A 15,050-nucleotide genomic window follows, 5' to 3' on the forward strand; every position below is an offset into this window, starting at 1 on the left:
TTGATTATAAAAAATGAAAAACTTTAAAAATTTTACACTGGCCCTTACTGCCCTGATTTTGCTTAATTCATGTTCAAGCGATGAAGCTCCCTCGGCAGCTGCTGAAGGGACTACACAGATCAATTTTGATTCAAAAGTAGGAACGGCAGATTTTGCCTTAAATACGCCTTTTGCCATTTCAGGGCAGTCCTATCAATTCGACCATCTGCGCTACTGGGTCAGCGATGTTAAACTGGTTAGTGATAAAAATGAAACCTATGCGCTTTCAAATTCTTTTTTCCTGATCGAGGAAACTACGGAAATTAAAGTTCAGGAGGGCAAGTATACCTATCCTGCTCAAAAAAGGGAAGCTGTTGAGTTAAAAGACGTGCCGTCAGGATCCTATACAAAACTTATTTTCTCGGTTGGGGTTGATGCGCTTCATAATGATAATATGAGCATTCAGGATGGTGAACTCTCACAGCTTAACGGCATGACCAATATCTCCTGGATGTGGCATACGAGTTATATTTTCTCGAGTTTGACAGGAAAAAATATGACGCCGCAGACTCCCGTTGCCATCGCTGTGGAAACAGGTTTGAATACCAACTACAGGACAGTTGAAATTACACTGCCGACGGCTTTGGTGGTAAGCGCCGGCAGATCTTCAAAAATAAATCTTAATGTAGATGTTGAAAAAATTGTAAAAGATATTGATCTGGTTGCAAGTCCGAAAGTATCGGCTAAAACACCTGAACTGATGGCTAAAGTAGCAGACAATTACAAGAATACTGTCTTTACGGTTAAAAGTGTAGAATAGGTAATGCTGTACAGGAAAATAAAAATAGGGAGTATTGTAACAGCGGCTTTGTTTGCCTTTTCCTGCAGTGACACCAATGACTCCTATCAGGAACCATTGCCTCTGGCAGGGGTTCCTGATAATTTTCCGCATTTTGTGGATTCTAAAACAAATCCTTTGTCGGCCGATGGGATTGCCCTTGGCAGAAAACTGTTCTTTGACAAAAGGCTCTCGGGTAATAATCAGGTGGCATGTGCGACCTGCCATCAGCAGAGTCTGGCTTTCTCGGACGGGTTTGCTCTTACAAGGGAAGGGATTTCAGGAAATGCCCTGGAGCGAAACTCTCCCGCGCTGATCAATCTGGCCTGGGCAGATAATGGCCTGTTTTGGGATGGCGGTTCTAATAATTTGGAATCACAGGCTTTTGCCCCGCTGGCACACGCTGATGAAATGCACCAGAATCTGGAAGAATTGCTTGAGGAGCTCAATGCAGATGCGTCTTATCCCAGGATGTTTGAAAAGGCATTTGGGAAAGCCATTAATCAGGCTGATATCGTAAAAGCTATTGCGCAGTTCGAGCGAACATTAATCTCCGGAAATTCCAGATATGACAAGTATGTTCGTAAAGAATCAGGAGGCAGCTTAGATCAAAACGAACTCAAAGGACTGCAGCTGGCAGAACAATTTTGTTTTACCTGCCACGCAGGACCTTTAATGACCGATAATCTGTACCATAACAACGGAATCGATGATGATTTTGATGATGATACCGAGCTGATGCTCAAAAGAGGAAGAGCGAGGATTACCGGCAGTTCAGGGGATTTAGGGAAGTTTAGGACACCAACGCTGCGTAATGTGGAAAAAACAGGCCCTTACATGCACGACGGGCGGTTTACAACACTGCAGCAGGTAATGGAGCATTACAACAGCGGTATTTTGGATTCCCCTACGTTAGATCCTCTTTTGAAAAAAAATGGAAAATTGGGAATTGCACTTTCCGAGGAGGAAAAAACACAATTGATTTCTTTTTTGAAGACACTCACCGATTATGAATTCCTGAGCAGCAGCCGGTTTTCAGAATTATAAAATGGTAAATAAATGATAAAAATAATAATTAAAATAGTAGTACTGGCCACCATGTTCCTTTCATCGAAGATGTTCGGTCTGCCTCCAAAAGACAGCATCTCGTCTTTTACTTTTCAGCGCCTGGCGGCAATGGAAGATTTTGATTGTGATGCCTGCGGGTGTTCGGCCAGCGGAGGCAGTATGGGTTTTAGTTCTATGCTTAATAACAATTTTGCGGGTGTGCGGTATTTCAGACAGAGCTACACAAGCCGCGACGGAATCTTTGCCAATTCACCCTGGATAGATGAAAATTTCAATACGGTTCAGGCCTGGGCCAGAATTCCGCTGACCAATAAAATCCAGATTTCGGCACTGGTGCCCTATCACTTTCACCAGAGGGAATTAACCACAGGGACAGAGCGTATTTCGGGTTTGGGAGATATTACCCTGATGGGACTCTATAGTGTTTTCGAAACAAAAAAAGACAGTGCGGTTTTCACCCATAAGGTAAATGTCGGGGCAGGTGTAAAGATTCCAACGGGTCAGTTTACCCAGGCCAATAATCTGGGAAGCATAAATCAGAGTTTTCAGCTCGGAACCGGAAGCTGGGACTATTCAGTGGTTTCCGAATATGTCATCAGCAGAAAAGATTTAGGTATGAATACGACATTGAATTACGTCTTCAAAACAGAGAATAAAAAAGAATATCAGTACGGTGACCAGTTCAATTATGCCGCTACACTGTTTTATCTGTTCGATTTCAATGCGGTGCAGATAGTGCCTCAGGCAGGTCTGGCCGGCGAGGTTTACCAAACCAACAAACAGCACGGACTTGATCTGCCCAATACGGCCGGAGATATCCTCTTTGGCAAATTCGGTTTTGAAGCCGGAAAAGATAAGTTTTCCATCGGTGTAAATGCCATGCTTCCAATCAATCAAAATTTATCATCGGGTAAAATGGAAGCTAATTACAGATGGAGTGTCAATCTGAATTATACATTATAAAAAAAATAACCGATAGGTTTATCAAATGATCTATCCGCAGTAAACACGAAAACAAAAAAAATGAAAAAAATAGTTTTGATAATGATACACTGTCTTTTAGTGATATCATGCGAGAAAGCACAGGAGAAACTTCCAATATTGGGAAATCCCGTAATGAGAGGAAATCATATGGAATACCCGCGTATAAAAGATTTTTCCTTTACCAATCAGGACAGCCTGAAGATCAGCAACAATACTTTTGACGGCAAGATTTACATAGCGGATTTTATTTTCCTTTCATGCCCTTCGATCTGCCCGAAAATGAATGTGCAGCTCAAAAAAGTGTATGATGCATACAAAACCAATAATGAGGTATTGTTTCTCTCCCATACCATAGATCCTGAGAATGATACCATACCGCGTCTTAAGGCCTATACGGTTGAGCACGATATAAAAAAGAACTGGCATTTTGTGACCGGAAACAGGGACAGCATTTATAAAATTGCAACAGAGAGCTATTTTGCAACTGCATATCCAGATGAAAATGAGCCGGGAGGTTTCGTCCATAGCGGCGGATTTCTGCTTGTTGATAAAAACAGGCACGTACGCGGGGTTTATGACGGGACAAATCCAAAGGAAACCCAAAGGCTGATTGCCGATGTAAAAGTCCTTTTAGAAGAAAGTTCAAACCACTAATAGTCCACTGATGAAAAAATGTGTCACTTTATTTATTCTCATGCTGCTGGCGTTTCAAAATGCCGGGAGTATCTGGATTATTGGTGATTTTTACATCAATCAGGATTATATTGCTAAAAACATCTGCATCAACAGGTTTGACGCCATTCCGATTTGTAACGGAAAATGCTATCTGGAGGAAAAACTAAAAGCACAGGAGGACAAGCAGCAGCAGAAATTCCCAACGGTAACATATAAGGAAGTGCAGCTGTTTTTACAGCATCCCGACCAGTTTGTATTCAAGGCGGCATGCTTTTTATTTAAAAAAAAGTATCCGGTGCTGCAGGCCGGCCCTCAGAAGCCCAGTTGTGTTTTTTCGATTTACCATCCTCCCAGATGGGATTAATACTCTCGTTTTAGTATTAATCATATCATATAATTAAAAAAATGCAAATATCAGAAATACCAGACCACAGCCTGCGTTTGTTCACAGGGGACGAAAGTCATTTCTGGATGGACGACACCGCTAACCTGCTGCAGCGGTTTCCCTTACTGGAATACCCTCACAGGCAGGATTTCTTCATGCTTCTCTTTATCGATGATGCAGAAGGGGAAATTAGTATTGACAGTCAGAAAATCCGTCTCGATAGTGCCAAGGTCATCTTTATAAAGCCACGCTTTATAAGCAGTATAAATATTAACAGGAAAGCGGTAGGAAAAATTATCTGTTTCACGGAAGATTTTTTCTCCCTGCGCTATAACAATAATATTTTAGACCAATTTTCATTTCTTCACGATACCTCAAAATTATTTGTAAGGCTGAGTGAAGAGGAAAAAAACAAGTGGGTGTACCTGCTTGAAATATTTTACAGGGAGTTCAGTCTCTACAGCAGCGGATCGGTAAAAGTGCTTCGATCCTATCTCAATATCCTGCTCTTTGACCTGCAGCGGCTTTATGACCCCCTGGGGCTTGTGGTAAACAACACGCCTAAACAGCAGAAGATAAAAGAATTTGAGAAGCTCATTGACAAAGATTTTAGATTGAAAAAAATGCCGGCCGCTTATGCGGACCTGCTTAACGTAACGCCAAATTACCTGAACAAGATATGCAAGGAGGTTACCAATTATACAGCAGGAGACCTGATACGGAAACGTATCGTGATAGAGGCACAGCGGCTGATCCATTTCACCAATTATTCTATAAATGAAATTGCCGATCAGCTTGGCTTTGAAAACGCATCCTACTTTATTACTTTTTTTAAAAGACAGACCAGTAAGACACCCGAGCAGTTCCGCAGATTATCAAATCAATAAAAAAATAGAAAACATGTTAAAAAATAAGATTTTATCAGTAATAATGCTGATGCTGTACTTTTCAGCATCAGCCCAGTTTACACAAAAGCCATTGCCTTATTCGTATGATGCACTGCAGCCTTATATTGATGCGCAGACCATGGAAATCCATTACAGTAGGCACCATGCAGGGTATGTAAAGAATTTAAATGATGCCCTGAAGGGAACAGCAGAGGAAAAAAAGACGCTCCCTGAATTGTTCTCCAGGGTATCAGCATTGCCTGCCGCAGTCAGAAACAATGCTGGAGGACACTACAATCATGAGATGTTCTGGTCGGTATTGACACCAGCGAAAAACACAAAGCCTTCTGCAGCACTTCTAAGTGCAGTAACTGAAAAATTTGGAAGCATGGAGAATTTAAAACAGAAATTAAACCAGGCCGCACTCTCGCGCTTTGGCTCGGGCTGGGTATGGCTTTGCGTATCAGCAGAAAATAAACTTGAGATAAGTTCTACCGCCAATCAGGACAATCCCCTGATGGATGATGCGCAAAATAAAGGGGTGCCCATATTGTGCATCGATGTTTGGGAGCACGCCTACTATTTGAAATATCAGAACAAACGAGCCGATTACCTCTCGGCAGTATGGAATATAATCAACTGGAATGAGGTGAGTGCCCGCTACAATTCCGCTCTTGTAAAACCGTAAATTCAATAGTATGAAAAAAATTCTTGTAGTTTTTAGCCTTGCAGTCCTATTGAGCTGCAATAAGGAAGAAAAAAAAAGACACCCGCATGATCATCCGCATTCCATGGAATCCGAAAACATGTATAAAGATCCTAATAACCCGCTCAACAAATTAACCTATGCCAGTAAACTGGACTTTACCTGCAATATGGATGTCAGCAAATACGGTGTCAGTGATACGGTAACCTACAAAGGAAAATTATATGGTTTCTGCTCGACAGTCTGCAAAGACGGCTTTATGAAAAAACCCGATGAATACCTTGCAAAAAACCAGAAGTAGGTAAAAGGCGAAACAGGATATCAGGGAGCTGGAAAGTTCAGCTTTTCAGCTTCTTTTATTTTGGGATTACAAGTTCTTGCAATTCAAATAAGTAATAATCCAAACAGAAAATCAACGGTAAAAATGACAAAAATAATTGATCTTAATGATGAATGCTGTCCGGTAAAAAAGGCATTGGCACTGCTGGGGGGGAAATGGACCCTGCTGATACTTTTTCAAATCAATCACAGCATAATCCGTTACGGTGAGCTTAGAAGGGCAATTCCGGGCATCAGTGAAAAAATGCTCCTGCAGGAGTTGAATTTTCTGGTATCCAATAGTCTGGTCAGTAAAAAATCATATCCTGAAAAACCGCCCAGAGTAGAATACACCCTGACGCCCCTTGGACTCAAAGTACTGCCAATCATTGAAACAATTGATTTGTTTGCCCGGGAGAATTTAAAGAGCCATAATAATTTTCTCATAAAGTCAGCTGAAGAATAGCAGGATGTCCTTATAAGGAGCTGCCGTACATCTCTGCTCCATGTAGGTGTTTTGCCCTGTCCGTAACTGCTGTAGTCAGCGGTTTAACAATAAAAAAAGTAAATTTAAACAGCTGATATGAAGTAAATAGCAGAATTTGCAAATAGGAGAGGTAGTGGCTGTAAAAGCAATATTTTGTATTTAAGTAATTGATTTTTAATTAGTTGTGTTTAAAGTAAAACGCTTTAATATAAGGTATGATCCTGTAATACAGAAATATGGTCTAACTGAAAAAAATAATGAATTGAAAAGCTGTATTTGGAGGGATAAAATGCAATACAAAAAGCAGTTTTATCGAATGTTTCAGGAACGTTTTTTTAAACTTCCCGCTTTTTTGTTTTTAGCACATTTTGGATTACTGTGCGAAATTTGCACAATAAAAACAGAAAATAATTTATGGACTTTCCAATTTTTCATTTAGACTGGCTCAACAATAGGATGCTTATCGCCATTATTGCCATTATTCACGTGATGATTAATCACGGTTTAGCTGTAGGGTTTATGCCTCTTATAACATGGCTGGAGCAGAAAGGTGTAAAAAACAGCGGCAGGGAGCAGATTACAGATTTAGACTGGGACAACAGAATCTATAATATGATGAAAGTTGCTTTTATCATCACCACAACATTGGGCGCTATGACCGGAGTTGGTATCTGGTTCTCCGTTGCCCTTGTCAGTCCCACATCGATTGGGAGTCTGATACGTGTTTTTTACTGGGCATGGTTTATAGAGTGGCTCGTATTTGTTACCGAGGTGATTTTGATTATGATTTATTTCCTGACATGGAAGAGCAGCAACAGCTCTCTGAGGGCTAAATTACTGCATATCCGTTTTGGATGGTTTCTGAGTTTGTTTTCCTGGATTACCATGGCAATCATCGTTTCTATTTTGGGATTTATGATGGATCCCGGCAACTGGAATACCCATAAAAGCCTGTTTAATGGGTTCACCAATCCAATTTACCTGCCGCAGTTATTGTTCAGGACTCCCACAGCCATGCTGGTGGCGGGCAGTTTTGGAATGCTGCTGGTAACGCTTTTCTTTAAAAAAGGAACCCAATTAAGGCTGAAGGCTGTGAAATATGTTTCAAAATGGATCATTCTCTGGGCTCCGATTTCGCTTTTGGGAGCTGTAATTTACTATCGTGCGATCCCCGAGGCCATGACCGCCAATATGAGTACGGCTGTAGGGACCATGGATTTCAATAAGTACTATGATTTAATGAAATACTTTATACTATTTGGAATTGCATCTTCGGTAATAATGGCGGTACTTGGCTTGTACAAAGCCAAATGGCTTAAGGGCTATGTCGTGCTGTTCCCTGTTGTGATGGCCTTCGCATACCTTGGCTTTTTTGAAAGGGTGCGTGAATTTGTCCGAAAACCTTATGTAATAGGAGGTTATATGTATTCAAATTTACTGCTGGAGGAAGATTACCCCGTTTACCAGCAGTACGGGCTTCTTAAAAATGCGACCTATACTACTGTCACTGAAATTACACCGGAGAATAAGGTGGAAGCCGGCAGAAATGTTTTTGCTATTGCCTGCAGCCGGTGCCATACCACTCAGGGAGTCAATAGTGTTGTGGATGTTTTTGAGCGAATGTATGGAGTTGGAAAGCCTCTGGATATTAACTCCATGGCATCCTACATCCCCAATATGCATAATGGAAGAACCTATATGCCTCCTTTTCCGGGCACCCAGCAGGAAAGTGAAGCCCTGGCTGCCTACATCCGCAGTATTCAGGATACAGGCGATGTTCTGGAAGGGGCACAGGCTGAAGGGGTAGAGGTGAGCGGACTGCAGGATACAGAGGCACTTTTAGCAAATAAAAAATAACAAAAGTTTTAAAATGATAAATTTATATATTGCGTTGCAGCACAACGTACCGGTTCCGAAAGATATTCCACTGCCCCTGCCAATGCCTGAATGGTTTTTTGTAGTTGTTTTGGTATTGTCATTTCTCCTGCACATACTTTTTGTCAACCTGATGCTGGGAGGATCAATCCTGGCTTTGATTGCCCAAATCAAAGGGCTGAAGAATAAGGAATACGACATACTGGCACATGAAATAGCCAAAACCATTACAGTAAACAAAAGTATAGCCGTTGTACTGGGTATTGCGCCGCTTTTGAGCATCAATGTATTGTATACCATTTATTTTTATTCGGCAAATGCGCTTACCGGTTTGATGTGGATTGCGGTCATACCATTGGTAACGGTGGCATTCCTGCTTACCTATCTGCATAAATATACATGGGAAACACTCGAGAATCACAAAGCAGTTCATATTTCGATTCTGGCCCTGGCAACGGTTATCTTTCTGTTTATTCCATTTATATTTCTGACCAATATCAATTTAATGCTGTTCCCTGAAAAATGGGCAGTAGTGAAAGGATTTGTAGATGCATTGTTTCTGCCGAATGTTTTCCCTAGGTATCTGCACTTCATCTTGTCTTCACTGGCTGTGACGGGACTATTTATATTTTGGTACAACAGCCGTAAAAACTATCACTTTGAAGAGATTTATCAAAAGTTCACCCGATATGATATTCAGAAAAAAGGGTATTCACTGGCCCTGACGGCTTCTATATGCCAGTTCATGATTGGTCCCCTGGTACTGCTGACCCTGCCTTCTAAAGGGATGGGCTGGAATCTGATTTTAGTGATTTTCTCAGGGGTGGCTTTTGCCGTTCCCGCCATGTGGCTGATATGGAAGAGGCTGACTGGTGAAAAGGAAAACATCGAAAAGGACTTTTATAAAATAGCAATGCTTCTTGGAATTACGGTGCTCTGCATGGGATCAGGCAGGCAGATATACAGGGCTAACTCGCTGGAAAAACACAGGGAACTGGTGAGAATTAAGACTGACGAATTTCAAGTGCTCAAAAAGCAGACCCTGGCTAAAGTAAAAGAAGCGGAGGCTGGCGCTGCGTCGGCAGATATGTCAGAGGCAGAGAAAGGACAGAAGGTATTCGGCCAGTATTGCGCATCCTGCCATAAAATAGATGAAAAATTAGTAGGGCCGCCGGTTTTGGAAATGGCAAAGATCTATAAAGGCAATGCGGCGGATTTGCAGAAATGGATAAAAAATCCGGGTAAGAAACGTCCCGATTACCCGCAGATGCCCGGTTTTGAATCGCAGCTGGACCAGCAGAAACTCGACCAGCTGGCAGAGTATATCCTGACCATAAAATAAATTAAAAACTATTCCCTATGATTCGCGTGTGCTATCTGGTTCCAATAATTGTCTTTATCACTTTTACAGGTATTTTGTACAGGGAAAATATGACTGAGAAAATAGTTAAAACAATACCAAAGGGCAGAACTGGAACGGTGCGCATTGGATCTGTACGGACGGAGAATAGCAATAGAAAATATACTGCCGCAGAACCGGCAGCCTTAATCGAATTTTTAACTTAAAAATAAAATAGTATGATACAAGTTTTTTCCATCATGATTTTAATTTTTGTACTTCTTGCAATTGTTTTTCTGATAAGAATAAAATCCATTACACTGCGGCTTGCAAAGTCAAATGAACTGAATAACAAAGAAAACCCCCTAGAAAAGAATTATCAATTTATAAAGGGACTGTATTAGTTAAAAAGTGTTCCACAAAAGAAGTTTCTTTTTTAAATTTTGATAGTTCGGAGCCCTGTTGCTGCTGACACACACAGGGCTTCTTTTTTTTAAAAGTAATAATTATGATTCAATAATGGCGCTTCACGAAGAGTTGGAAAAACAGGGAGCCAACCTGAGCAGTTCGGCTAAGGGGCTTCCCTTATTTGTATTGATTTTAGGGTATATTTTATTTTTGGCATCATCATCATATCCGGAAAATTATTTTTTTCAGAATTCCGCTTATGAAGTATTGTATGAAGTGACTTGTCTGGCCCTGAGCATGGTTGGTTTTACTGTTATAATTTATACCAATGGCTATAGCGCAAATCCGACACCGCTGAATCGCAGCGGCGAGGCAGAGGCAGATTTTGATAAGACGGGCGCCTATTCTGTAGTGAGGCATCCGCTTTGCAGCGGCCTGCTGATTATGTGGCTGGGACCGGCCATGGCAACGGGAAATCTTTTTTTTATTGTTTCTTTTTTTCTTTTCTGCTGTGTGTTTTTTGAAAGGATTATGATTGCCGAAGAAGGTCATTTCAAACGGAAGTTCGGATTCAAGTATTCGGCATGGGCAGAACAGGTGCCGGCTTTAATTCCAAGTCTGGCTAAATTTAGAAAGCCGGATAAAAAGTTTGACCTTATCCGGGCTTTTAAAAATAGTACGGGACAATTAAGCATAGTGCTGCTTACCTTTCTTATACTCGATGGACTAAAACAAATCCTGGCAGTTAAGCCCGATTACAATGATCTTTATATTTCCCTGCTGGTGCTTTCACTGCTCATTACAGCTGCTTGCGAATTCGATGACAGCCTGAAAAAAAAGTGGACTAAGGGATCATAAAAGTTAATTTATTGCATTTACTCAAAATTGAGGCAGGATGCTTATCAAAATGGTATGTATTGTTAGTGTTTTGGTATCCTGTATTGATGGTCTTAGTTTTAATTTTGACAGATAAAAATTAAAAAAATACATGAAAATGAAGACAGCACTGATATTGATCGACATACAGGAAGAATATTTTGAAAAAGGGGCACTCGAACTTGTAAATCCAATTCCTGCAAGTGAAAATGCAAAAAAAATACTGGAACATTTCAGAAAAGAAAATGGGACTATTGTCCATGTACAGCACATATCTGGGGAAGGAGTTCCCTTTTTTGTTCCCGGAACGCAAGGAGTGGAAATTCATGAAAATGTAAAACCTTTGGATGGAGAGAAAGTGATAACCAAACAATATCCTAACAGTTTCAGGGATACCGATCTGCTGGAATATCTGCAGTCAAGGGAAATAACCCATCTGGTCATTGCAGGGATGATGACCCATATGTGCATAGACGCAGGAACAAGGGCGGCTTTTGACTTTGGATTTCAATGCACTGTAATCGGGGATGCCTGCGCTACCATGGACCTGCATATTAATGGGCAGGACATTACAGCAGCTGATGTACACAATGCATTTTTAGCAGCACTGGAATTCTTTTACGCCAAAATCCAGACAACAAATCAATATCTTCTCTCTTAAATAAAGAACAGTGTAGGGTTCAATTTTATAAAATGGGCTGTAATTAATTACGGCTCATTTTTTCGGTTGGAACTCATTTGCAAATGAATTTGTAATTTTACGCAATGCAGGTTATAAATTTCTATGAATAAGATATTTTACAATAAAAGCATCATTGGTTTCTGCATCATTGTCCTAATGATAACAGCCTCTGTAATGTTTAACAGCAGGGAAATAATACTTCCCGAAATGGCTGCGCTTGCTGTAGGCTGCCTGATGTATCAAAACCCAATATGGCTTTCAAAGCCTTTACATATATTTTTACTGCCTTCCATCACTGCCGTATTGGGCTTTTTAGTCAACATGCTTGATCTTGGATTGGCTCAAAAGCTGATCTTGATATTAATTCTTATGCTGCTGGTTTTGAAACTTTTTAAAAGTTTTCTTGCCCCTGCACTCGCCACAGGTCTGCTTCCTGTGATAACCAATGCTGAATCTTACTGCTTTATCATCTCGATTCTGCTTTTGACTTCGGCCTTATCATTGTACTTGATTTTAGTGGGAAGTAAGCAAAAGATGGATTGCAGCATCAAACAGCATAGTTCCAGGGAAGGTTTGATTTATATATTATTTGTTGCAGTTTGGATCTTGATTTGTGATCAGGAAAAATGGATGTTCATGGCGGCTATCCCTCCTGTAATTGTAACGGGTTATGAAGCGGTCCACAAAGAGGTGTATGAATTTGATACTTTCCGAAAACAGGTGGTCTGTATGTTCCTGGCCTCCTTTGCAGGTATACAATCTATACATTTTCTGGATAATCTTATCCTGGCTGTTTTGTTAGATATTGCTGCGGTATACTTAATTTTAAGTATCTTTAAATGCAGGCTCCCACCGGCTTATGCTATGGCGATCCTGCCAATGGTATTGAATGCCTCTTATGCCTATTTTTCTTTTCAGGTTCTGCTGATGTCAATAATAATTTTGGGGACCGTATTCCTCTGCAAGAATGCCGTGCTACGAAAGAGTTTTGGGATTTTTGGCAGTGATAAGAATTTATAGTATTATGTGCTGTGATATTGAACGCATTTTATTTAAAAGAAATTAAGCAAACCATTTCCAACAGTAAATACCAGTCTACCAAATGAAAACCGTAAAATTTCATAAATCCGAATGCGGCGTTGAGGTACTTCTCAATGTGCTGCATGGAGACGCACTGAGTGAAAGATATCTGGAGCGAGATACTTATAACACCGATTTTTTTGAGATTTTACTTTTTAAGATAGCTAAGGGGACTTTGATTCTAAACCAGCAGAAAATCAATATTACCGACAACACAGCTGTTTTTATTTCGCCTTTTCAAAAAAGAAAATGGGTCTTGGAGAAAGAGGGGCTTGATTTTACTGTTTTGGTATTCCAGGAAAACTTTCTTAACGATTTTTTCTCAGACAAATTCTTCACCTACCGGCTGCTGTACTTTTATCAGTTGAATTATCCTTTAAGTATTTCTATTGAAAAAAAAGAATTGCAAAAAGCGCTAGATCTGCTTATGGAAATCAAATCTGAACTGGCAGACAGCAGGAAAGACAGCATTCACATCATAAGATCTCTTACCTACTACCTGCTTTTGAAATTCAACAGGGTGTATGCCGAAAAAAACAATCTCTCAATTGAAAGGGCTGAGAATAATTATGCTTACCAGTTCAAACAGTTATTGGAAAAGCATATCAGGGAAAAGCAGAGAATTGACTATTATTCGGAGTTATTAAATGTGAGCAGAATTTCGATTAATACTTGTGTAAAAAAACAATTTAATGTTACCGCTACAGAACTCTTAAAGCAGAGACTGCTTTTCGAAATTAAAAATGACTTGATACATTCCGGGAAGACTGTGGCTGAGATAGCCTATGATCTTCATTTTTCCGAACCCGGACATATGATGCGGTTTTTTAAAAGCCAGACGGGAATTACCAGCACCCAGTTCCTTTCAGATTACCAAAACGGTATATTCTCATGAGCCTCAACAAATAGTAAATTATAAAAAAGATACAAAAAGCGACATGGTGTAAGTGAAATCTACTCCTTGGTAATTTTGATTTTAATCTGCCTTACGCAGTCTTACCGTTTAATATGTTTAAAAAATACAAACCCAATAAATTATACTATCAAAGCACAATAGCACTGGCAGGACCTGTTGTAATTTCACAGCTGGGCCATACCTTGGTACAAACCTTTGATACTATTATTATAGGTCATTATTCAGGGACTATATCCCTTGCTGCTGTCTCGCTGGTTCATTCTGTTTTTATGGTAGTATTAGTTATTGGATTGGGAATAGCCTATGGGTTAACACCACTGATTGCTCAGGAAAATGGAAAGTCAAACTATACGGAGTGTGCCCGGCTTCTTTCTAATAGTTTATGGCTCAATATAGTATCTGGAGTGTTTCTTTTTTTAGTGGTATATTTCGGATCTATGTTTGCAATGCAGCATGCCGATCAAGACCCAAAGGTTGTGGAAACCGCAAAACCTTACCTGTTGATTTTAAGTTTATCGATTCAGCCTCTAATGATCTTCCAAACATTCAAGCAGTTTGCAGAAGGGCTTGGTTTTACAAGACAGGCCATGAATATAACGATTTGGGGAAATGTGCTTAACGTTATTATTGCTGTGATTTTGGTAAAAGGACTCTTTGGCATTGAACCCATGGGAGTTAAAGGAGTAGGAATTGCAACGCTGATAGATAGAATCTTAATGATGATGGTAATGGTTTGGTATGTACTTCGATCAGATCATTTTAAACTTTATTTGCACCATTTCTCAATAAAATTTATCGATTTTTCGAAAATTCTAAAAGTGGTAAAAATAGGATTACCTGTCGCCATGCAATATGTATTTGAAATTGGAGCTTTTGCCGTTGCGGCTTTAATGGCTGGCCATATTGGAGCAACAGAACAGGCTGCACATCAGACCGCCATTACTCTTGTTGCCATGACTTATATGATGGCGGGAGGACTTGCATCGGCTGCCACCATTAAAATTGGAAATAGTTTTGGAAAAAAGAACTATGCAAGACTTCAGAAGTTTGCTAAGGTTTCCTATCATCTGGTTATTGCTTTTATGCTTTTCTTTGCTATTGTTTTTACACTTTTTAATAAATACCTGCCTTACCTGATAACAAGTGATGCTGATGTTATAGCAGTGGCGGCACAATTATTAATTATTGCAGGGATATTCCAGCTCTTTGACGGTACGCAGGTGGTGGGATTAGGAGCTCTTAGAGGAATGGGAGATGTTAATATTCCAACTTTTATAACCTTTGTAGCTTATTGGATAATCGGTCTGCCGTCTTGCTACATCATGGGTATTCATTTCAATGTAGGGATTGCGGGAATTTGGTACGGTTTAACTCTTGGTTTGTTAACATCGTCTGTTCTGCTTTATTTCAGGTTCAGATATGTAATAAATAGAGGACTTAAGAATTTGATGTGAAAAAATATAAAATCATAGTAAGAAGCAGAAGAATTTTTTGAATCGAAATGTATTAACTCAGTGTTAATAAATAGTACTGAAATGCATCATTAA

17 protein-coding genes are annotated in these 15,050 nt (G+C 40.0%); all 17 read left to right on the top strand.

The window, feature by feature from the left end:
- The first annotated feature begins 13 nt into the window (after window positions 1-13).
- The 17 genes from ACFO3N_RS18130 (at window position 14) to ACFO3N_RS18210 (ending at window position 14,957) form a co-directional block, all read left to right on the top strand.
- Window positions 14-799 (top strand): MbnP family protein, encoded by a 786-nt coding sequence (locus tag ACFO3N_RS18130; RefSeq protein ID WP_379800087.1) that lies wholly within the window; start codon window positions 14-16, stop codon window positions 797-799.
- A 3-nt stretch (window positions 800-802) separates the two neighbouring features.
- Window positions 803-1,864: a cytochrome-c peroxidase gene (locus tag ACFO3N_RS18135; RefSeq protein ID WP_379800089.1), complete on the top strand. Its 1,062-nt coding sequence runs from the start codon at window positions 803-805 to the stop codon at window positions 1,862-1,864.
- A 51-nt stretch (window positions 1,865-1,915) separates the two neighbouring features.
- Complete coding sequence (locus ACFO3N_RS18140) at window positions 1,916-2,848, top strand: transporter family protein (RefSeq protein ID WP_149207763.1); 933 nt, start codon at window positions 1,916-1,918, stop codon at window positions 2,846-2,848.
- Between the two features lie 60 nt (window positions 2,849-2,908).
- Window positions 2,909-3,523, top strand: a complete 615-nt coding sequence (locus tag ACFO3N_RS18145) for an SCO family protein (protein WP_379800091.1) — start codon at window positions 2,909-2,911, stop codon at window positions 3,521-3,523.
- Window positions 3,524-3,533: 10 nt separating this feature from the next.
- On the top strand, window positions 3,534-3,908 hold the full coding sequence (locus ACFO3N_RS18150; protein ID WP_379800093.1) for a hypothetical protein: 375 nt from the start codon (window positions 3,534-3,536) through the stop codon (window positions 3,906-3,908).
- A gap of 41 nt (window positions 3,909-3,949) precedes the next feature.
- Window positions 3,950-4,816, top strand: a complete 867-nt coding sequence (locus ACFO3N_RS18155) for a helix-turn-helix domain-containing protein (RefSeq protein ID WP_379800095.1) — start codon at window positions 3,950-3,952, stop codon at window positions 4,814-4,816.
- Window positions 4,817-4,865: 49 nt separating this feature from the next.
- Complete coding sequence (locus ACFO3N_RS18160; RefSeq protein WP_223121616.1) at window positions 4,866-5,504, top strand: superoxide dismutase; 639 nt, start codon at window positions 4,866-4,868, stop codon at window positions 5,502-5,504.
- A gap of 10 nt (window positions 5,505-5,514) precedes the next feature.
- Window positions 5,515-5,823, top strand: a complete 309-nt coding sequence (locus ACFO3N_RS18165; RefSeq protein ID WP_379800097.1) for a YHS domain-containing protein — start codon at window positions 5,515-5,517, stop codon at window positions 5,821-5,823.
- A 123-nt stretch (window positions 5,824-5,946) separates the two neighbouring features.
- The gene (locus ACFO3N_RS18170) at window positions 5,947-6,306 is read left to right on the top strand and encodes a winged helix-turn-helix transcriptional regulator (protein ID WP_149207758.1); all 360 of its coding nucleotides are present in this window, start codon (window positions 5,947-5,949) and stop codon (window positions 6,304-6,306) included.
- 435 nt (window positions 6,307-6,741) lie between these two features.
- Window positions 6,742-8,184, top strand: coding sequence for a c-type cytochrome (locus ACFO3N_RS18175; protein WP_149207757.1), 1,443 nt, complete (start codon window positions 6,742-6,744; stop codon window positions 8,182-8,184).
- A 13-nt stretch (window positions 8,185-8,197) separates the two neighbouring features.
- Window positions 8,198-9,544: a c-type cytochrome gene (locus ACFO3N_RS18180; protein ID WP_379800100.1), complete on the top strand. Its 1,347-nt coding sequence runs from the start codon at window positions 8,198-8,200 to the stop codon at window positions 9,542-9,544.
- Window positions 9,545-9,561: 17 nt separating this feature from the next.
- Window positions 9,562-9,768 carry a hypothetical protein gene (locus ACFO3N_RS18185; protein WP_379800102.1) on the top strand — a complete coding sequence of 69 codons (207 nt, stop codon included), beginning with the start codon at window positions 9,562-9,564 and terminating at the stop codon, window positions 9,766-9,768.
- A gap of 292 nt (window positions 9,769-10,060) precedes the next feature.
- On the top strand, window positions 10,061-10,807 hold the full coding sequence (locus tag ACFO3N_RS18190) for a methyltransferase family protein (protein WP_379800104.1): 747 nt from the start codon (window positions 10,061-10,063) through the stop codon (window positions 10,805-10,807).
- A gap of 136 nt (window positions 10,808-10,943) precedes the next feature.
- Window positions 10,944-11,486: a cysteine hydrolase family protein gene (locus ACFO3N_RS18195; RefSeq protein WP_379800106.1), complete on the top strand. Its 543-nt coding sequence runs from the start codon at window positions 10,944-10,946 to the stop codon at window positions 11,484-11,486.
- A gap of 123 nt (window positions 11,487-11,609) precedes the next feature.
- Complete coding sequence (locus ACFO3N_RS18200) at window positions 11,610-12,527, top strand: HPP family protein (protein WP_149207753.1); 918 nt, start codon at window positions 11,610-11,612, stop codon at window positions 12,525-12,527.
- Window positions 12,528-12,609: 82 nt separating this feature from the next.
- Window positions 12,610-13,482 (top strand): AraC family transcriptional regulator, encoded by an 873-nt coding sequence (locus ACFO3N_RS18205; protein WP_379800108.1) that lies wholly within the window; start codon window positions 12,610-12,612, stop codon window positions 13,480-13,482.
- 113 nt (window positions 13,483-13,595) lie between these two features.
- Window positions 13,596-14,957, top strand: a complete 1,362-nt coding sequence (locus ACFO3N_RS18210; RefSeq protein ID WP_379800110.1) for an MATE family efflux transporter — start codon at window positions 13,596-13,598, stop codon at window positions 14,955-14,957.
- The last annotated feature ends 93 nt before the right edge of the window (window positions 14,958-15,050 follow it).

Source organism: Flavobacterium chungangensis, from assembly GCF_042654045.1.
In the GTDB taxonomy this organism is placed as follows: domain Bacteria; phylum Bacteroidota; class Bacteroidia; order Flavobacteriales; family Flavobacteriaceae; genus Flavobacterium; species Flavobacterium chungangensis.